We start from the raw sequence: 18,608 nt of genomic DNA, 5'->3' as shown, positions 1-18,608 counted from the left end.
CGCTCAAAACAGGCTGAGCTGATCACCGTTCCGCTTCGGCCGCGCAAAGTGATCAATGGTCAGCTTGGAGCGCCGCTTGTTGAGGCCGAGCCTCTCGCAGGCGATCTCGAAGCGGCGGCCGATGGTCCAAGCCATCGGTCCGGTGCCCTTCATCCGCTCGCCCCATTTGGCGTCGTAGTCGCGCCCGCCCCGCATGTCGCGGATCAGGGTGAAGACGTGACGATAGCGGTCCGGATAGTTCGCCATCAGCCATTCGCGGAAGAGATCGCGCACCTCCAGTGGCAGCCGCAGCAGCACATAGGCAGCCTCCTTGACCCCGGCATGGGCGGCGGCGTCGAGGATGCGCTCGATCTCGGAATCGTTCAGCGCAGGGATCACGGGCGCGACCATCACCGTGGTGGGAATGCCGGCGTCCGAGAGCTGCTTCAGCGCCTCCAGCCGTTTCGGCGGCGTCGAGGCCCGCGGCTCCATCGTGCGCGCCAGCTTCGGATCGAGCGAGGTGACCGAGATCGCGACCTTGGCGAGGTTGCGCTTGGCCATCCGCTGGAGAATGTCGATGTCGCGCAGCACCAGCGCCGACTTGGTGACGATGCCGACGGGATGCCCTGCGCGCTCCAGCACTTCCAAAATGCCGCGCATGATTTTGCGCTCGCGCTCGATCGGCTGGTAGGGATCGGTGTTGGTGCCGATCGCGATCATCCGCGGCTCGTAGCCGGGAGCCGCAAGCTCCTTCTCGAGCAGCGAAGGCGCCTCGGGCTTCACGAACAGTTTTGACTCGAAGTCGAGCCCCGGCGACAGGCCGAGATAGGCGTGGGTCGGCCGCGCGAAGCAATAGACGCAGCCGTGCTCGCAGCCGCGATAGGGATTGATCGAGCGGTCGAAACCGATGTCGGGGGAATCGTTGCGTGTGATCACCTTGCGCGAGGTGTCGACGGCGACACTCGTCTTGAACGGCGGCAGCTCGTCGAGGCTCTGCCAGCCGTCGTCGAAAGCGACCCGCGCCTCGGCCTCGTAACGGCCGCTGGCGTTGGACTGCGCGCCCCGCCCTCGCCGTCGCGCGCGGTCGATGGCGACGCCAAGCTCGGGGAAATCTGAAGGCGCACCCGCCGGCTCGGAGGGCGCCGTGACCGGCGGGTGCTTGAGAGCATGAGAGGATGCTGGACTCATGCAGCCAAGATAGCACGACATAGGAACAAATCAAGAACACAAATCAAAAACGTGAAAACAACCCCATGCACAGTAGAGCTGCCCAAACTTCGCGCGCCTGCCTTTGACCTCACGCAACACAGCCGTCACGACCATCCCGTTTCATGCCCGACGGATCGATCGCCCCGGAACCGGGTTGGTGACGATCGCGAAGTGAAGGTCGGCAGGAACATGACAATCCAACAAAAAACGGCCGAAGCGAGCAGCGACCTCGATCTGCTCGATCGCTATTGGCGCGCCGCCAACTACCTCTCGGTCGGGCAAATCTACCTGCTCGACAATCCGCTGCTGCGCGAGCCGCTGCGGCCCGAGCACATCAAGCCGCGTCTGCTCGGACATTGGGGCACGACGCCGGGGCTGAACTTCATCTATGCCCATCTCAACCGCGTCATCCGGGCGCTCGATGTCAGCGTGATCTATGTCTGCGGTCCCGGCCATGGAGGTCCGGGCATGGTCGCCAACACTTATCTCGAAGGCAGCTACAGCGAGATCTATCCCGATATTGCGCGCGATGCGGACGGATTGCGCAAGCTGTTCAGGCAGTTCTCCTTCCCCGGCGGCATCCCGAGCCACGCGGCGCCGGAAACGCCGGGCTCGATCCACGAGGGCGGCGAGCTCGGCTATGCGCTGGTGCACGCCTATGGCGCCGCATTCGACAACCCGGATTTGATTGTCGCCTGCGTGGTCGGCGACGGCGAGGCCGAGACCGGCCCGCTCGCTGCGTCCTGGCACTCCAACAAGTTCCTGAACCCCGCCCATGACGGCGCAGTGCTGCCGATCCTGCATCTCAACGGCTACAAGATCGCGGGCCCCACCGTGCTCGGACGGATGCAGGACGCGGAGATCCGCGACCTCTTCCGCGGGTTCGGCCACGAGCCGCTGTTCGTCAGCGGCGACGATCCCAAATTGATGCACCAGGCCATGGCCGATGCGCTCGACGTTGCATTCGCCAGCATCCGCTCGATCCAGCAACATGCCCGCGACGGCCGCACAACCGTCGAGCGGCCGCGCTGGCCGATGATCGTGCTGCGCAGCCCCAAGGGCTGGACCGGCCCGAAGGAGGTCGACGGCAAGAAGGTGGAGGGCTTCTGGCGCGCGCATCAGGTGCCAGTCGCAGGCTGCCGCGAGAACCCGGAGCATCTCAAGGTGCTCGAAGACTGGATGCGCAGTTACGAGCCGGAAAAGCTGTTCGATGGCAACGGCGCGCTCGTTGCCGAGCTTCAGGCGCTTGCGCCCGAAGGCATCAGGCGCATGGGCGCCAATCCGCATGCCAATGGCGGCGTGCTGAAGAAGGAGCTGAAGCTGCCCGACTTCCGCAGCTTCGCGATCGAGGTGACGCAGCCCGGCGAAGTCGTTGCGGAAGCGACGCGCGAGCTCGGCAAATTCCTGCGCGATGTCATCCGCCTCAACGCGAAGGAGCGCAACTTCCGCATCATGGGCCCGGACGAGACGGCATCGAACCGGCTCGACGCCGTGTTCGAAGCCACCGAACGCGTCTGGATGGAGCCCACCGAGCCTTACGACGTGCACCTCGCCCAGGACGGCCGCGTCATGGAGGTGCTGAGCGAGCATCTCTGCCAGGGCTGGCTGGAGGGCTATCTGCTCACCGGACGGCACGGCTTCTTCTCCTGCTACGAGGCCTTCATCCACATCGTGGATTCCATGTTCAACCAGCACGCCAAATGGCTGAAGGTGACGCGGGAGCTGCCGTGGCGGCGTCCGATCGCCTCGCTCAATTATCTGCTGACCTCGCATGTCTGGCGCCAGGACCATAACGGCTTCAGCCATCAGGACCCCGGTTTCGTCGATCTCGTCGCCAACAAGAAGGCCGACATCGTCCGCATCTACTTCCCGCCGGATGCCAACACGCTGCTCTGGATCGCCGACCACTGCCTGCGCACCTATAACCGCATCAACGTAATCGTCGCCGGCAAGCAGCCGGCGCCGCAATGGCTGTCGATGCAGGACGCGGCGACGCATTGCGATGCCGGCATCGGCATCTGGACCTGGGCGGGCACGGAGGACGGAAAGGGCGAGCCCGACGTCGTCATGGCCTGCGCCGGCGACGTGCCGACGCTGGAGACGCTCGCTGCCGTCGACCTCCTACGCAAGGCGCTGCCGGACTTGAAGATCCGCGTCGTCAACGTCGTCGACCTCATGACGCTGCAGCCGAGGGAGCAGCATCCGCACGGCCTGTCCGACCGCGACTTCGACAGCCTGTTCACGCGCGACAAGCCTGTGATCTTTGCCTATCACGGCTATCCCTATCTCATTCACCGGCTGACCTATAATCGCACCAACCATGCCGGCATGCATGTGCGCGGCTTTGCCGAGGAGGGCACCACGACGACGCCCTTCGACATGGTCGTGCTCAACGAACTCGACCGCTACCACCTCGCGATCGAGGCGATCGAACGTGTGCCGGGACTGGCGACCAAGGCCGCTCAGGTGAAGCAGCAATTCCGCGACAGGCTGATCGAACACTCCCGTTATGTCCGCGAGCACGGTGAAGACATGCCTGAAATACGTGACTGGGTCTGGCAGAACAGCGCCGGCGGCATCACGCCGGCCGAGGCCGGCGACTAGCGATGCCGGACACGGTCCTCGTCCTCAACTCGGGATCGTCGAGCATCAAGTTCGGCCTGTTCGATGTCGCGGCGGCCGAGCCCGCCCTGCTCTGCAAGGGCCTGCTGGACGAGCACGAGGCCAAACCCCGGCTGGTGGTGAAGGGCCCCACGGGCGAAGACCTGTTCGAGACAAGCAATCAGGCGCCTGACGGAGCCCGCGGCCATCTGTTCGCGGACGTGCTCACCTTCATCGAGGACCGGTTCGGTGGACGCAGCCTGCGGGCCATCGGCCATCGCATCGTCCACGGCGGGCCGGATTATTCAGGCCCGGAGGTCCTGACAGACGACATCATTGCGAAACTGGAGGCCTTGACGCCGCTGGCGCCGCTGCACCAGCCGCGCTGCCTCGCGCCGGTGCGCACACTGGCGGCGATCCGGCCCGGGCTGACGCAGATCGCGTGTTTCGACACCGCCTTCCATCACGGCCTCGCGCCGCCGGCGAGCCGCTTCGCCATTCCCCGGCGATTCGAGGCGCGTGGGATCAGGCGCTACGGCTTTCACGGCCTCTCGTTCGAATATGTCGCGGGACGCCTGGCCGAGATCGCGCCGGAGCTCGTGGCCAAGCGCACTGTCATCGCGCATCTCGGCAATGGCGCCAGCCTCTGCGCCCTGCGCGATGGCCACAGCATCGACACCACGATGGGGCTGACGCCGCTCGACGGCCTCGTGATGGGCACGCGCTGCGGTGCGATCGATCCGGGCGTGCTGCTCTATCTGCAAGAGCACGAGAACATGTCGGTCGAGAATGTCCAGCACCTGCTCTATCACGAGTCAGGCCTGTTCGGCGTCTCAGGGATATCCGCCGACATGCGCACGCTGCTGGCGAGCCGCGAGGCTGCGGCGCGTGAGGCCGTCGACCTCTTCACGTTCCGTGCGGCGCAGCAGGTCGCGATGATGGCGACCACGCTCGGCGGCCTGGACTGCCTGATCTTCACCGGTGGCATCGGCGAGCACGCCAAGGAGATCCGCGGCGCGATCGGCGAGCGTCTCGCCTGGATGGGCGTGCGCATCGACGCCGCAAGCAACGATGCCGCGCGCGAGCGCATCAACGGCAACGACAGCATGGTCGAGGTCTTCGTCATCCCCACCAACGAAGAGATGATGATCGCGCGCCATTGCGCGGCTCTGATCTAGGGCGTTATCCCGTTGCGAAAACACCCTCTCCGCAAGCGGGAGAGGGAGTGCACTCACGTTATAGCAATCAAACCTGATCTCATCATGCTTAGTGACCGCGGCCGGTCAGGAGCTGAAAAGTCCCCATCGCGACTTCGATCAGGATCAGCACCACGACGGCGATCTCCAGGCGGAGCGAGCGCTGGGTGTCGATGATATCGGTCAGCGCGTTGGCGGTCTCCGACACCGCGGCAAGCTTGCGCTCGAGCGTGTCGAGGCGCTCCTTCAGCTCGTACTCGTCCTCCAGGCGCGAATAGAGCCGGTCGAGCTCGGGCTTCTCCCAGAGCACGTCGGGCTTCTCGGCGACCGCGACGCGGCCGGCGACCCGCTGCTGCACCAGCAGCGCGTTGCCGATCAATTGCAGGATGCCCTTGCGCCGTTGCGGCGTGCGACCGCGCTCGGCGAGCTCCCGTGCAAACGGCTCGATCACGTCGAACACCGCGGCGACGCGGCGCTCATCGCGCGCCAGCGACGTGCTTTTGGCGAGTGCGTCCGCAACCAGCAGCAGCCGGTCGTCGGAGAACTTGGCGAGGCAGATCGGCCCGCCCGGCTGGATCGTCTCGCCGGCTTCCTCGTTGCAGAGCTGCGCCTGCGCGATCTCCTCCTCGTAGGGGCTGAACTCTCCGGTAACGCGCGATCTCAGGTTGTCGACGAGGACCTTCTCCTCCGACGGCAACAGCCCGATCAGCACGACGACGCCGTAGCGAAAGATCACGGCAAGGCCGGCATGAACGCGGAAGGCGGCCGGCGTCGAGGACACCAGCGTGCCGATCTCGAGGCCAGACGCGTTGATGCGGTCGCCCAGCATCAGCGCCCGGATCCGCAAGGTCGGCGCGGCCTCCTGCTTCGGCGATGTTGGCGCGGTGCCAACGGCGAGGTGATCGGCGTTCATGCAAAGTCTCTCCCGGGCAGCGAAACGTCGCCACGAAGCATTCGGGGTTAATACCGTCAGGATCGGCTTGTGCCGAAACATTCGGCAATATTACCAGCCGCGCCTGGCACATCTGGCCGCGATGAACTCGCGGCAGTTTACCATCGCACGCCGAAGCCCCTTCCGAAAGTTGCACTCGGCAGCGCGACGGGTTTATGACAACATCATGCAACGCTACGCTTCTCCCGAAGTGCGGAAACTGAAGCCTCAATCATGCTGAGCGTCATCATTCCGACCGAAGGTGTCGAGCAGACGGCGGTCGCAACCCTGGCCGCGCTGGTGCCCGGCGCCACAGCCGGCGTAATCCGGGAAGTGCTTCTGGTCGACGGCACGCGCAACGGCGTTATCGAGCGCGTTGCCGACGTCGCGGGCTGCCGTTTCATCGGCTTCGAAGGGCATTCGCAAGGCGCTGCGCTCGCCGCCGGCGCGCTCCAGGCCCGATCGCCCTGGCTGATGTTCCTGCCTGCCGGCGCTGTGCTGGAAACCGGCTGGATCGAGGAAACCACCCAGTTCATCCAGGCCGTCGCCACCAGCGGCCGGGATCGTGCCGCGGTGTTCCGCTATGCCCGCTCGCCCTACGCAAATACCGCAGTGCGCGACGTCCTCTGGGCGGTGGCGCGCAGGCTCGTCGGTCCGCTCGGCGATCAAGGGCTGCTGATCGCGCGCGATCATTACGACCGGATCGGCGGATACCCGCCCCACGCCCGGCATTCCGAGGCGCGGCTGCTCCGGCGGCTCGGCCGGTCGTCCCGGACCATGCTGCGCAGCCGGATTGTCATGGTCGGCTGAAGCGCCGAGATACTTGCCAACGTCAATCAATTAATTGACAATGGCAAATATCGAGGTGATCCCATGCTATCGAAAGCTTTGCCGTCAAGCGCCGTCGCCGAACAGGCTGCCGGCGACCCCGTCGCGGCGGTTCGCGCCTTCAACCGCTTCTACACCCGCAAGCTCGGTGTGCTCGACCAGCACCTCGGCAAGAGTCCGTTCTCGCTCAGCGAGGCACGGGTGCTCTACGAGCTCGCCCATCGCGACGACCTTGCCGCAAAAGAGATCGGACACGAGCTCGGTCTCGATCCCGGGTATCTCAGCCGCATCGTCCAGAGCTTCGACGAGAAGGGGCTGATCACGCGAAAGCCGCTGCCCGCGGACCGCAGGCAGTACCAGCTCAGCCTGACCGCCAAAGGCCGGCAGGCTTTCGCCAAGCTGAACCTGAACTCGCAAAACGAGGTCGCCGCGATGCTGGCTCAGCTTTCGCCTGGCGATGCGACCCGGCTCACGCAGGCGATGGCCACGATCGAGGCCGTGCTGGAGCAACGCCGAAGCCCGCCCGCTTCTTTCATGCTGCGCAGCCATCGCGTCGGCGACATGGGCTGGGTGATCTCCCGCCAGGGCGCCGCCTATGCTGCGGACTACAATTGGGACATCAGTTACGAGGCGCTGGTCGCCGAGATCTGCGCACAGTTCATCAGGAATTACGACGCCGCGCGCGAGCACTGCTGGATCGCGGAGGTCGGTGGCGAGCCGGTCGGCTCGGTGTTCCTGGTCAAGGCCACGGACGAGATCGCCAAACTGCGCCTGTTGCAGGTGGAGAAGAAAGCACGGGGCCTCGGCGTCGGCCGCGCCCTCGTCGAGCAATGCATCCAGGGCGCCCGCGAGCGCGGCTACGGCAAGATGACGCTGTGGACGCAGAGCATTTTGGTGGCTGCGCGCGGGATTTATCAAAGCGCGGGATTCAAGCTGGTCGCGACGGAGCCGCATCACAGCTTCGGTGCCGACCTGGTCGGCGAGACGTGGGAGCTGGATCTCTGATCTCGCAGCGAGCGAGATGCGCGTTGCTGCGCCCTCTCCCCTTGCGGGAGAGGGCATGTCAACTGGCAAATGCAAGCTCGCTTGGGTGAGGGGTATGTCTCCACAAGCATTGGTGCGCGCGGAGAGAACCCCTCATCCGGCGCTTCGCGCCACCTTCTCCCACAAGGGGAGAAGGGAAGAAAAGCAAGAACTCACACCGTCGCGCCCTGCGCTTTTGGCCGGCGCAGATGCTCGTCCAGCCGCGGCATGATCTCGACGAAATTGCAGGGGCGCGTGCGGTAGTCGAGCTGAGCCGCCAGGATGCCGTCCCAGCCGTCGCGGCAGGCGCCGGGCGAGCCCGGCAGGCAGAAGATGTAGGTCGCGCCCGCGACGCCCGCGGTGGCGCGGCTCTGGATCGTCGACGCCCCGATCTTGGCGTGGCTCAGCATGTGGAAGGCGATCGAGAAGCCGTCCATGCGCTTCTCGAACAGCGGCTCGATCGCCTCGGGCGTGACGTCGCGCCCGGTAAAGCCGGTGCCGCCGGTGGTGATGACGACGTCGATGCCGCTATCGGCGATCCAGCGGCGGATCACGGCGCGGATCGCCTCGACATCATCGGTGACGATCTCGCGCGCGGCGAGATGATGGCCCGCAGCGGTGAGACGATCGGCGAGGGTCTGGCCGGACTTGTCGTCCGCAAGCGCGCGCGTGTCGGACACCGTGAGCACCGCAATGTTGAGCGGGATGAATTGTTTGGATTCGTCGATGGAGGCCATTCTTCACCCTCGCTCGTCGTTCCGGGGCTGACGCGTTACAACGCCCCCGCACCGAACGTGTTGCAGGCCTGGACCGTGCCCTGCTGGTAGCCGATCATGAACCATTGCTTGCGTTGCGCCGCCGAGCCGTGGGTGAAGGAGTCGGGTACCACGCGGCCGGTGGCCTGGCGTTGCAGCGTGTCGTCGCCGATCGCGCTCGCCGTGGTCAGCGCCGCCTCGATGTCGCCGGGCTCGAGGAAGTTCGGACGCTTCTTCGCCTCACGGTTGACCCAGACGCCGGACAGACAATCGGCCTGCAACTCCACCTTGACCTGGAGCGCATTGGCCTCGGCCTTCGAGCCGACCTGCTGCTGCAGCCGCGTCACGCGCGGAATGATGCCGAGCAGGTTCTGGATGTGATGGCCGACCTCGTGCGCGATGATGTAGGCGGTGGTGAAATTGCACGCCGACTTGCCGGAGCAGCCGCGAAAGCGGGTCTCGACCTCGCGGAAGAAGGCGGTGTCCAGGAAGATGGTCCGGTCGGGCGGACAATAGAACGGCCCCATGGCCGACTGCGCCATGCCGCAGCGGCCGCCATTGGTGGCGTTGCGGAACAGCACGATCTTCGGACCGGTGTACGACTGGCCGTTGGCCTGGAAGATCTCGCTCCAGCGATCGTCGAGCTCGCCGAGGATGCCGGAGATCATGCTGCCCATCTCGTCGGTCGGCGCGCCGCGCTTGCCCGAGGAGGCCTGACGATCGGTCTGATAGGTCGGCGCATGGCCGCCGCCGGAGAGGATCTCGGCGCCGCCGATCAGGATGCGGGGATCGATGCCGAAGGCGTAGCCGACCAGGCCGAGGATAATGATGGTGCCGATGCCGAGCCCGCCACCACCCATCGGCAGGCCGAACCCGCCGCCTCCACCGCCGCCAAAGCCGCCACCTTCATCGCGACGATCCTCGATGTCGTCGCTGCGGCGGAAGTCATCGTAGCGCATGGCGGCCTTTCCTCTGGGGTCCCTGATTTAAGTTTCGACGGCGCACAGAAACGCGAAAGCTCAACGCGCCACATACGTAAAATTTCCGTTGCTTTTATCAATATCGTGGCCGGCAAAAATTGCCTAGTGCGACAGCCTGTCGATGCCAGCAAATTTTTCCGAGGGCCGAGCAGTTTTTTCCGAGAGAAATTTACAGCCTTTTTCCCGCCACGATCGCTCCAGCGAACCGCGCAAGTACGAAATACACTGTAAAACAAGGCGAATGCGCGCAGCAATTTGTGCGCGAACGATGATGCGAGGAGTGCTCACGAAAGCGGCGGGTTAAGTCGATTTTTACTTTGCCCCTTCAATGTAACGGCCAGTCGGTTGTTTGGTCCCGCGTCGCCGACAGCGTCGCCTGAGTCAGAGTTCTTGAGTCATGGTAGAGTCGCGTCGCGGGGCGTCTGCAAAGGCGCCCCGCACAAATTTTGAGTCCCCTTCGCATCGCATCATCGTCGGTGATTGCGTCGCCGAGATGTCGAAGCTGCAGGCAGGCAGCGTCGACCTGGTGTTCGCCGATCCGCCCTACAATCTGCAGCTCAAGGGCGACCTCAAGCGTCCCGACGAATCCCATGTCGATGCCGTCAACGACGATTGGGACAAGTTCGATTCGTTTGCCGCCTACGACGATTTCACCCGCGCCTGGCTGCTCGCCGCACGCCGCGCCATGAAGCCGTCGGCGACGATCTGGGTGATCGGCTCCTATCACAACATCTTCCGCGTCGGCGCCATCATGCAGGACCTCGGCTTCTGGCTGCTGAACGACATCGTCTGGCGCAAGACCAATCCGATGCCGAATTTCCGCGGCCGCCGCTTCACCAACGCGCACGAGACCATGATCTGGGCCGCGCGCGACGAGAAGGCCAAGGGCTACACATTCAATTACGAGGCGCTGAAGGCCGCCAACGAGGACGTCCAGGCGCGGTCCGACTGGCTGATCCCGCTCTGCACCGGCGAGGAGCGGCTCAAGGGCGCAGACGGCAAGAAGGTGCATCCGACGCAGAAGCCGGAAGGCCTGCTCGCGCGCGTGCTGCTGTCGTCATCCAAGCCCGGCGATCTCGTCATCGATCCCTTCAACGGCACCGGCACCACCGGCGCCGTCGCCAAGCGCCTCGGCCGCTCCTATATCGGCTTCGAGCGCGACAAGACCTACGCCAAGGCCGCCGAGGCTCGCATCGCCAAGGTCGAGCCGTTGCCCGAAGAGAGCCTTGCCCCGTTCATGACCGCGCGCGAGGCCCCGCGCGTTGCGTTCTCCGAGCTGATCGAGCGCGGCATGATCATGCCCGGCACGAAGCTGTTCGACGCCAAGAAGAAGTTAGGGGCGCTGGTGCGTGCCGACGGCGCCATCATGCTCGGCGACAAGGTCGGTTCGATCCACCGCATCGGCGCGGTGGCGCAGGGCGCACAGGCCTGCAACGGCTGGACCTTCTGGCACGTCGAGACCAAGAAGGGCCTCAAGCTGATCGACGAATTGCGCGCTGAGATCCGCGCGGGAATGTCGGCGGAGTAGTTTTCCGCCGTCGCGCGGGCGGAAATGACGGAGTGTTGATCGAGGACCTCCTCATTCGGGACTAGGATCACCCGGTCCAACCGTCCTGACCGGCCTGCTCCCATGCGACGACAGTCCGAGACATTGCTGCTGGTGCCGCTGCTGCCGATCTTCCTGGTCGGCATGTTTCCGATGTTCCTGATCGCGCTGCTCGGATTCTTCGGCCTAGCGCTATTCGGCGTGCTCGTGATCTGCGTCGGGCTCGCCAGCAGCAACGAGGCGCACGACAATTTCAACCACGACGTGATCGTTCACGGCTATGCGCGCGGTTCGGAGCGCGCGGCGCGCGCCTCCGACATGCATCTCGCAGCGCGGCTCGGCCTGCGGCTGGAAGCCGTTGGTGCGGCCATGGTCATCGCGGCGGCAATCGGCCTTTGTTACGCCGCCTGATCTGCGCACCGCGCAGACACCGCCCGGCAAACTCGCCGGTTGCCCTCTCGGGCGAGGTTCAGGCAAGACAAGGCGCGCCCAACGACGCCGCGTCCGCGCGCGGCAATATAGACACCGGGGAGATGCTGGATGCTCAAATTCTATTTCAACGGATCACCAAACCCGACCAAGGTCGCGCTCTTTCTCGAAGAATCCGGCCTGCCTTACGAGCCGGTGAAGGTCGACACCCGCAAGGGCGAGCAGTTCGCGCCGGAATTCCTCAAGATCAATCCGAACGGCAAGGTGCCGGCGATCGACGATGGCGGCACCATCGTGTTCGATTCGAACGCCATCCTGCTCTATCTCGCCGAGAAGACCGGCAAATTCCTGCCCGCCAACCGCGCCGAACTGCTGTCCTGGCTGATGTTCGTCGCCACCGGCGTCGGGCCCTATTCGGGGCAGGCCGTGCACTTCAAGCATTTTGCGCCGAAGGAGCAGAACCACGATTACGCCCATAACCGCTATCAGTACGAGACCGACCGCCACTACAAGATTCTCGACGCGCACCTGAAGGACCGCCGCTACATGGTCGGCGACAGCTATTCGATCGTCGACATGGCGCTGTGGGGCTGGGCGCGGATGGTGCCGTTCAAGCTCGGCGACGACGCCTTTGCGCGATACCCGAACGTGAAGCGGCTGGTCGACGAGATCTCGGCGCGCCCGGCGGCGGCGCGCGCCATCGCCCTGAAGGACAAGTTCACCTTCAAGGCCGAGATGGACGACGAAGCGCGCGCCAACATGTTCAAGCACATGACGACGAAGGTGGCTTGAATCGCGCCGCCCCTCTTCGAGGCCACGCGCATGCGCGTGGCCTCTTGCGTTTGAAGCGTCAGGCGGCGTGGACCGAACTCAGGAACTTGGCGACTTCCTGCTTCAACCGGCTGCTGTCGGCCGAGAGCGAGCGCGCCGCCGACAACACCTGCGAGGAAGCCGAGCCGGTCTCGGAGGCGCCGCGCTGCACGTCGCCGATATTGGAGGAGACGAGCTGCGTGCCCTGGGCCGCCTGCTGGACGTTGCGGGAGATCTCCTGCGTCGCCGCGCCCTGCTGCTCCACGGCCGCGGCGACCGTCGAGGAGATCTCCGACAGCCGCTCGATCGTGCCGCTGATCTCCCGGATCGAGCCGACGGATTCCTCGGTCGCGGCCTGGATGCCGGAGACCTGCTGGGCGATCTCGCCGGTCGCCCTCGCCGTCTGCTCGGCAAGCGCCTTGACCTCGGTAGCGACCACGGCAAAGCCGCGGCCGGCTTCACCCGCACGCGCTGCCTCGATCGTGGCGTTCAGCGCCAGGAGGTTGGTCTGGCCGGCAATGGTGCTGATCAGCTCGACCACGTCGCCGATCCGCGCGGCGGCCTTGGAGAGCGCGCCAACGCGCTCGTTGGTCCGGCTCGCCTGACCGACGGCCTCGGCGGCGATGCGGGCCGATTCCTGTACCTGCCGGGCAATCTCGGAGACCGAGGACGAGAGCTCCTCGGTCGCGGAGGCGACCGCCTGCACATTGGCCGAGGCCTCCTGCGAGGCGCTGGCCACCTCCGTCGAGAGATCCTGGGCGCGCGCGGCGGTCGTGGTCAACGTGCCGGCGGAGGCTTCGAGCTCGCTCGATGCCGACGACACCGTGTTGACGATCTCGCCGACGGCCTGCTCGAACTGATCGGCGAGCCTGGCCATGTCTTTCCTGCGGTTCTCGGCCTGCCGCGCCTCGAGTTCGGCCTGCTCGGCGCGCATGCTCTCGGTCTCGATCATGTTGTCCTTGAAGACCTGGATCGCCTTGGCCATGTCGCCGATCTCGTCGACCCTGCCGCGGCCGGGAATCTCGACCTCGAGATTGCCGCCGGCAAGCCGCCCCATCGCCTGCGTCATCGAGGTCAGCGGACCGACGATGCTACGGGCGATGAGGAAGGCGACGATGCCTCCGAACAGGATGGCGAGGCCGCCGGCGATCTCCTGCACGGTCGTCGTTCCCGCGATCACGGCCTCGGCGGTGGTGCGCGATACCTGGTAGTCCTCCTTCAGCGTCGTTTCCGCCACCTTGAGCTTGCCGATGCTGTCGACGATGAGGGGCGCGAGGCTCTTGTGGTAGATCTCGTCCGCTTTAAGCATCGCTGCGGAGGTCGTCTCGAACGCCGTCTTGTAGGTTTCAAGCGAGGTCTTAACCGGCGCCAGCGTGGCGCGCAACGCCGCCGCCTGCGGGCTCTTTTCGAGTGCCCCGAGCCGTTGTAATGCCCTGTCGATGCTCGCCCTGAAGGTCGCAGGGCCCTGCGCATCGCGAAGGGCCAGAAAACGCCAGTTTACGATCCTCACGAGCAGGATTCGGGATTCGAGATCGGCGACGAGGGAAGCGGTATCTTCATCGACGGCGGCGCGCGCCACGTCGACGAGCTTGTTCGTCTTGGTGGCCAAGTCCTCGCCACTCGGCAGCAGCGTCGCCTTGCCCGTTCTCGTCTCGTTGACGGCGTCGCCGAGATTGTCACGCAGGCGTCGCATTTTCGCGATCTCGTCGATCAGGCCGTTGTAGAGCGCGCGCCGCTCCTCGGAGAGCGCCCCCTGAGCGCCGACCCGGAGCAGCTCGCTCGCCGCGGTCTCGCGCTCTTGCGCTTCCTTCATTGCGGACTCGTTGCCGTCGTAGACGTAGCGCAAATTGGCCCGCTGAATCGCCTGCAGATGGGCCGATATTTCCAGCACCCGCGCCGTGCTGTCCGAGAGGGCGGATTGTCTTGCGACCTGATCCTGCACATCCCGCAAATTCCAGACGGCAACCACCGCCATCACGACACCCACCGCCACCAGGGCCATGAAGCCTGCGTACAGGCGTCCCCTGATCCGCAAACGAAATTTCGGCATTCCCACTGTCCACCCAGATGCATGTGAATTAGAGGGGCCGAACGACTCCGGCGATCGTCACGGCCACTCCGACAGCCGCACGCCGCGCCCTGGCGGCCTACGCTGCACCGCGACACAATGGGGGACACTTCTTAATTGAACCTTCAAATTCCTCGCGCGCCCGATCTCGACCCGCACCAAATCTGCCGATTTTGGCGGCAGCTATGCAAAGCCGCATGCGAATCCGCTGTGCCATGCACGCCGGTGCATACCGCTCCTCATGGGTGCCTATAGGGCGCCGGCCTCCTGCAATTTGCCGAGTGCATTCTCGACCACTTCCAGCGTGTAAGGCTTCTGGACCACCGGCGCGGCGGCCAATGGCTCGGGGATCGGCGCGCGCTCGCCATAGCCGGTCGCGAAGATGAAGGGCACCCCGATCTCCTTTAGCTTCTGCGCGACCTTGATGCTGCTCTCGCTGCCGAGATTGAGATCGAGCAGAGCAAAGCTCGGCCGCGAACGCTCGATCGAGCGCAGTGCCTGGTCGACGGTTGCGGCGGTGTCGACGTGGCGGGCGCCGAGGTCGAGCAGGATGACCTCCGCGGCCATCGCGATGATCAGGTTGTCCTCCACGATCAGGGCCGTGTCGGAAATCCGTGGACGGGCAGATTGCTGCTCCTCGATACGCATGGCGGCTCCCGCGATGGATGGGACGAGCTGGACGAAGTTGGGCGGAATGACGAACTTCGCCTGGACGCCCAGGAGGTCGAAACGGATCTCGGCATCGCCCTTGAGATCGAACGGCACCGACCGCTCGATGATGGTGGTGCCGAAGCCGCGCCGCGACGGCGGCTGCACGGGCGGACCGCCGCTCTCCTTCCACTCGATGACGAGGCTGGAAGACGGGTCGAGGCGCCAGACCACCTCGACACTGCCGGTGGAATCGGCAAGCGCGCCGTACTTGGCGGAATTGGTCATCATCTCATGAACGACGAGCGCCAGCGTCGCGAACGCCTTTGGATCGAGCGCGACGTCCGGACCGCCCATCTTCACCCGGTCTGCGCGCGCACCGAGATAGGCGCCGGCCTCGGACTCGACCAGGGTGCGGAGCGCGACGGGTGCCCAGTTCAGGTTCGTGATCTGGTCGTGGGCGCGCGCGAGGGCCTGGATGCGGCCGCCGAGCACGCTGGCGAACTCCTCGATGCCGGTCGCAGTCTCCTTGCTCTGCGCCACCAGGGCGCGCACGAGGCTCAGGATGTTGCGGACGCGATGATTGAGCTCGGCGATCATCAGTTCCTGCCGCTCCTGTGCCCCGCGGCGCTCGCGCGCGGCGAGGTCGGACAGTTGCAGGATCACCTCCAGCAGCGTGACGCGCAGGCTCTCGGCGATGCGGATATCGGCCGCCGACCACGGCTTCGACTGCCCCGCCACCGTTTCCTGCCATAGCTCGAAGCTCTTGCGCGGGGTGAGACGCGGCCCGTGCGGCCCTTCGTCGTAGACCTTGTTGGGATCGGCGGCCCATTTCACCGAGCGCGTGACTTCGCGGCGGAAGAAGATCAGGCAATCGCGCGGGGTCCGCGAGATCGGGATGGCGAGAAAGCCCGCCGCGCGGTCACGGAAGGCCTGACCGGCGGCGTAGACCCCGGCGATCTCGGCGCTGGCGAAGATCCGGCCCGGCGAAGTCCGGTTGATGAAGGCGACGAGATCCTTCACCTCGTCTTCGGTGGGGGTCTCGCCCTCGAGCGCGATGGTGTTATCGGACCAGACTGCGACGCCGTCGCACTCGATCATCTTGCGGTAGTCGCCCAGGAAATCGACGATCGCCCGCCGGCTGTGGTCGTGCGAGGCCGCGATCTCGATCAATCGCTCCTGGACCTGATGCGCGCGGGCCTCATAGGCGACGTCACCCTCGCGCTCGCGGCCTTCCACGATCCACGAGAACATCTGACCGAACAGCTCGGAGGCCGTGCGTTTGTCGAACGAAATGTAACGCGGCGAATAATGGTGACAAGCAAAAAGGCCCCACAGCTTGCCGTCACGCAGGATCGACACCGACATGGAGGCGGCAACGCCCATGTTACGCAGATACTCGATGTGGATCGGCGACACCGAGCGCAGCACGCTCATCGACAGGTCGAGCAGTCCCGCATTGTGCGTGGCCGTGGACATCAGCGCGGCAGGCCGCGCGTCGACGTCGGCGATGATGCGCAGCCAGTTGCGCTGATAGAGCGCGCGCGCCTGCCTTGGGATGTCGGATGCAGGGTAACGCAGGCCGAAAAAGGATTCGAGCCCGGACACCGCCGTCTCGGCGATCACCTCGCCGGACCCGTCCGGGTGAAACTGATAGACCATGACGCGGTCGAAGCCGGTCAGCACCTTGAGCTGACGCGCCGCCTCGCGCGCCAGATCGACCATTCCGCGCGTCTTGCGGATCCGTTCGAGCATCAAGCGCACAAGCTCGCCGGAATTGACGCCGGGCTCGTGGACGCTCAGCTCCGCCTCGATGATCAGATAGACGCCGGAGAGATGAATCGAAAGATCGAAGAGTGGCTTGCCGGGCTGCAGCTCGACGCCGAACAGGCGTTCGGTCGCATCCGGACCGCCGAGATGATCGACCCGGCTGCGGATCGTTTCAACCGCCGCCCCGGAGATCACGCCCGACAGCGGCCGCTGCAGCAGGTCGGCAACATCCGTTGCAAGAAAGCTCTCGACGTTGTCCGACGCCATGCAGATCGTGAAATCCGAGAGCACGGCCAGCAGGAAGCCAAACGGCTGCACGCTGCCGGGAATGTGGATCGGCTCGCGGTCGCAATTGGTGAGATTGACGGCCTGATTCATGACCGGTCCGCCGCCTGCTCGAATGCGGCGAAGGCGATGCGGGCCGCCTCGATCGCCTCGTCTTCGTCCCAGCGCTCGTCGGCTGCAAGCTTCGCCAGGAAAGTCTGCCAGAGCCGCCTGCCGGTGCCGTGACTGAGATAGGCGACAGCTTCGCGGAGGCGCGGATCGGCGGAATCCGCGACCATCTTCAGCAGGAATTTTGCCCCGAGACGGGAGCCTTCGAGCACATACATCGTGCCCACAACGCCGCTGCGCGTCAGTGGGGACACGGACACCAGCCGCGGCACCGCGCTGCCGAGGCGCTCGAGATCAGCCAGAATTGCCGCGCTTCGCGACCGCTCCGGCCAGTCCGGGAAAGCGCTGCTGACGCCGGCCTCGACGAGTGCCGTCTCGAGCGGCAGCAGGGCGCCGGCACTGGCTTGCAGAAAGCGCCGATAGCCGGAGAGCTCGGCCAGCTCGAACGCCGACAGCTGCGCGTCGAGGTCGCGGTGCGCGGCCGACGTTGCGTCTCTTAGTCGTTCGCGGAGTCCGGAGAAGCTGCGGCCTACCTGCGTTGAAACGTCCGAAGCCCCAGCCAGCATGAAATTCCCGAGAACGCAGGTTGCCGCGGGCGCGGCGCGCCCGGCAACCGAGGGAACGCCGGCGGCACGCAATAGTTCCGCCGGCCTTGGCACCGCGAGAGGCGAGACATGGGGGGTCCACTCCGTTCATTTCCGCCGAACCCGTCCTTCTGAGCTCGTGCTCGATCTCGCTCCGGGACATCCCGAAATCCTGAAGCTCGCGTTCGGTCATGGCCGCGAGCTGGCAGCGGATGCGAGACCGCTCGTGCCGGGTCTGCAGGAGTTCCAGCAGCGTCCGACAGGCTCGCACAAACATCGCGGGCCGTGGCGAACAGGAGCGGCCGGTGGACGCGACCTGGTCCAATCCGGTCAGCTCGCTGCCCTCGCGGAGGCTTGCGGAAACGGGCCGAGCGCCTTCTCGGTCAGCATGGAGTCGCAGTACTCGCGAATCTCCTTGATCTTGCCGTCCTCCAGGCGAAACACGAGGCAATAATCGTTGTCGTAACGCACGCCCTCGGGCGTGACGTTATCTCCCTTGGCTTCGACCACCACGATGTCGCCATCGGCGATGAAGCGATGGGCGACGGTCCGCGTGCGGTCGCGCAGGCGCGTGCGGACATAGCCGTGCAGATCTTTGAGGATCGCGTCCTTGCCGGCAAAGGTGCGCGACCAGGAATATTGCCCGGTGACGACCCATTTGGCGTCGTCGGCGAGACTTGCTGTAAACAGGGCGCGGTCGCGCGCGGCCGGATCGGGACTGGCGGCCGCGGCAAAGATGTCCTGCAGCAGTTTCTTATTGGCGCTCGCGTTCATGGCGGCATCTCCTCGTGGTGACAACGTGGAGATCATCGCCGGGCCAACGTCATTCTTCAAATCGATAGAGAATATGATATCTAT

15 protein-coding genes and 1 pseudogene are annotated in these 18,608 nt (G+C 65.2%); 7 read left to right on the top strand and 9 right to left on the bottom strand.

Annotated elements, in window-relative coordinates; genetic code table 11:
- Window positions 1-3: 3 nt before the first annotated feature.
- Complete coding sequence (locus ACTEK7_RS28375) at window positions 4-1,167, bottom strand: PA0069 family radical SAM protein (RefSeq protein WP_225114537.1); 1,164 nt, start codon at window positions 1,165-1,167, stop codon at window positions 4-6.
- A gap of 210 nt (window positions 1,168-1,377) precedes the next feature.
- On the opposite strand from ACTEK7_RS28375, the gene ACTEK7_RS28370 reads away from it, so the two are divergent.
- Together ACTEK7_RS28370 and ACTEK7_RS28365 are read left to right on the top strand one after the other, a co-directional pair.
- Window positions 1,378-3,792, top strand: a complete 2,415-nt coding sequence (locus ACTEK7_RS28370) for a phosphoketolase family protein (protein ID WP_225147843.1) — start codon at window positions 1,378-1,380, stop codon at window positions 3,790-3,792.
- 2 nt (window positions 3,793-3,794) lie between these two features.
- Window positions 3,795-4,967, top strand: a complete 1,173-nt coding sequence (locus ACTEK7_RS28365) for an acetate/propionate family kinase (protein WP_225147844.1) — start codon at window positions 3,795-3,797, stop codon at window positions 4,965-4,967.
- Between the two features lie 88 nt (window positions 4,968-5,055).
- Here ACTEK7_RS28365 and ACTEK7_RS28360 read toward each other — a convergent pair whose 3' ends face one another.
- Window positions 5,056-5,898, bottom strand: coding sequence for an RMD1 family protein (locus tag ACTEK7_RS28360; protein ID WP_036024879.1), 843 nt, complete (start codon window positions 5,896-5,898; stop codon window positions 5,056-5,058).
- A 252-nt stretch (window positions 5,899-6,150) separates the two neighbouring features.
- Between ACTEK7_RS28360 and ACTEK7_RS28355 the strand changes: the two genes are divergently transcribed.
- Together ACTEK7_RS28355 and ACTEK7_RS28350 are read left to right on the top strand one after the other, a co-directional pair.
- Complete coding sequence (locus tag ACTEK7_RS28355; RefSeq protein ID WP_128263049.1) at window positions 6,151-6,726, top strand: glycosyltransferase family protein; 576 nt, start codon at window positions 6,151-6,153, stop codon at window positions 6,724-6,726.
- 63 nt (window positions 6,727-6,789) lie between these two features.
- On the top strand, window positions 6,790-7,749 hold the full coding sequence (locus tag ACTEK7_RS28350; RefSeq protein WP_225147845.1) for a bifunctional helix-turn-helix transcriptional regulator/GNAT family N-acetyltransferase: 960 nt from the start codon (window positions 6,790-6,792) through the stop codon (window positions 7,747-7,749).
- A gap of 191 nt (window positions 7,750-7,940) precedes the next feature.
- Here ACTEK7_RS28350 and moaB read toward each other — a convergent pair whose 3' ends face one another.
- Together moaB and ypfJ are read right to left on the bottom strand one after the other, a co-directional pair.
- Entirely contained in the window at window positions 7,941-8,504 is a 564-nt protein-coding gene (gene moaB, locus ACTEK7_RS28345) for a molybdenum cofactor biosynthesis protein B (protein WP_036037229.1), read from the bottom strand.
- A gap of 35 nt (window positions 8,505-8,539) precedes the next feature.
- The gene (gene ypfJ, locus ACTEK7_RS28340; RefSeq protein ID WP_036006315.1) at window positions 8,540-9,481 is read right to left on the bottom strand and encodes a KPN_02809 family neutral zinc metallopeptidase; all 942 of its coding nucleotides are present in this window, start codon (window positions 9,479-9,481) and stop codon (window positions 8,540-8,542) included.
- Window positions 9,482-9,899: 418 nt separating this feature from the next.
- On the opposite strand from ypfJ, the gene ACTEK7_RS28335 reads away from it, so the two are divergent.
- The 3 genes from ACTEK7_RS28335 to ACTEK7_RS28325 all read left to right on the top strand — a co-directional run bounded on the left by ACTEK7_RS28335 (window position 9,900) and on the right by ACTEK7_RS28325 (window position 12,269).
- Window positions 9,900-11,030, top strand: coding sequence for a site-specific DNA-methyltransferase (locus ACTEK7_RS28335; RefSeq protein ID WP_275945326.1), 1,131 nt, complete (start codon window positions 9,900-9,902; stop codon window positions 11,028-11,030).
- A 102-nt stretch (window positions 11,031-11,132) separates the two neighbouring features.
- Window positions 11,133-11,459 (top strand): hypothetical protein, encoded by a 327-nt coding sequence (locus tag ACTEK7_RS28330; protein WP_225147847.1) that lies wholly within the window; start codon window positions 11,133-11,135, stop codon window positions 11,457-11,459.
- A gap of 129 nt (window positions 11,460-11,588) precedes the next feature.
- Complete coding sequence (locus tag ACTEK7_RS28325) at window positions 11,589-12,269, top strand: glutathione S-transferase family protein (protein ID WP_225147848.1); 681 nt, start codon at window positions 11,589-11,591, stop codon at window positions 12,267-12,269.
- 58 nt (window positions 12,270-12,327) lie between these two features.
- On the opposite strand, the gene ACTEK7_RS28320 is transcribed toward ACTEK7_RS28325, so the two are convergent.
- The 5 genes and pseudogenes from ACTEK7_RS28320 to ACTEK7_RS28300 form a co-directional block, all read right to left on the bottom strand.
- Window positions 12,328-14,337, bottom strand: coding sequence for a methyl-accepting chemotaxis protein (locus tag ACTEK7_RS28320; RefSeq protein ID WP_225147849.1), 2,010 nt, complete (start codon window positions 14,335-14,337; stop codon window positions 12,328-12,330).
- A 267-nt stretch (window positions 14,338-14,604) separates the two neighbouring features.
- Window positions 14,605-17,151 (bottom strand): HWE histidine kinase domain-containing protein, encoded by a 2,547-nt coding sequence (locus ACTEK7_RS28315; protein ID WP_225147850.1) that lies wholly within the window; start codon window positions 17,149-17,151, stop codon window positions 14,605-14,607.
- Complete coding sequence (locus tag ACTEK7_RS28310; protein ID WP_225147851.1) at window positions 17,148-17,804, bottom strand: biliverdin-producing heme oxygenase; 657 nt, start codon at window positions 17,802-17,804, stop codon at window positions 17,148-17,150. The genes ACTEK7_RS28315 and ACTEK7_RS28310 overlap by 4 nt, the downstream gene beginning before the upstream one ends.
- Window positions 17,805-17,904: 100 nt before the next feature.
- Window positions 17,905-18,027, bottom strand: a pseudogene (locus tag ACTEK7_RS28305) (YjiS-like domain-containing protein); the annotation flags it as partial.
- A gap of 53 nt (window positions 18,028-18,080) precedes the next feature.
- Window positions 18,081-18,524, bottom strand: a complete 444-nt coding sequence (locus ACTEK7_RS28300; protein ID WP_225147852.1) for a nuclear transport factor 2 family protein — start codon at window positions 18,522-18,524, stop codon at window positions 18,081-18,083.
- Window positions 18,525-18,608: the final 84 nt, after the last annotated feature.

The organism is Bradyrhizobium sp. JHI2711 (assembly GCF_056156565.1).
Note: the sequence above shows the minus strand (reverse complement) of the source record. Positions and strands in the feature narration are given on the sequence as shown.

Coding starts and splice junctions, on each gene's coding strand:
- ACTEK7_RS28375 (WP_225114537.1), bottom strand. CDS start 1,167: ATGAGTCCAGCATCCTCTCATGCTCTCAAGCACCCGCCGGTCACGGCG.
- ACTEK7_RS28370 (WP_225147843.1), top strand. CDS start 1,378: ATGACAATCCAACAAAAAACGGCCGAAGCGAGCAGCGACCTCGATCTG.
- ACTEK7_RS28365 (WP_225147844.1), top strand. CDS start 3,795: ATGCCGGACACGGTCCTCGTCCTCAACTCGGGATCGTCGAGCATCAAG.
- ACTEK7_RS28360 (WP_036024879.1), bottom strand. CDS start 5,898: ATGAACGCCGATCACCTCGCCGTTGGCACCGCGCCAACATCGCCGAAG.
- ACTEK7_RS28355 (WP_128263049.1), top strand. CDS start 6,151: ATGCTGAGCGTCATCATTCCGACCGAAGGTGTCGAGCAGACGGCGGTC.
- ACTEK7_RS28350 (WP_225147845.1), top strand. CDS start 6,790: ATGCTATCGAAAGCTTTGCCGTCAAGCGCCGTCGCCGAACAGGCTGCC.
- moaB (WP_036037229.1), bottom strand. CDS start 8,504: ATGGCCTCCATCGACGAATCCAAACAATTCATCCCGCTCAACATTGCG.
- ypfJ (WP_036006315.1), bottom strand. CDS start 9,481: ATGCGCTACGATGACTTCCGCCGCAGCGACGACATCGAGGATCGTCGC.
- ACTEK7_RS28335 (WP_275945326.1), top strand. CDS start 9,900: ATGGTAGAGTCGCGTCGCGGGGCGTCTGCAAAGGCGCCCCGCACAAAT.
- ACTEK7_RS28330 (WP_225147847.1), top strand. CDS start 11,133: ATGCGACGACAGTCCGAGACATTGCTGCTGGTGCCGCTGCTGCCGATC.
- ACTEK7_RS28325 (WP_225147848.1), top strand. CDS start 11,589: ATGCTCAAATTCTATTTCAACGGATCACCAAACCCGACCAAGGTCGCG.
- ACTEK7_RS28320 (WP_225147849.1), bottom strand. CDS start 14,337: ATGCCGAAATTTCGTTTGCGGATCAGGGGACGCCTGTACGCAGGCTTC.
- ACTEK7_RS28315 (WP_225147850.1), bottom strand. CDS start 17,151: ATGAATCAGGCCGTCAATCTCACCAATTGCGACCGCGAGCCGATCCAC.
- ACTEK7_RS28300 (WP_225147852.1), bottom strand. CDS start 18,524: ATGAACGCGAGCGCCAATAAGAAACTGCTGCAGGACATCTTTGCCGCG.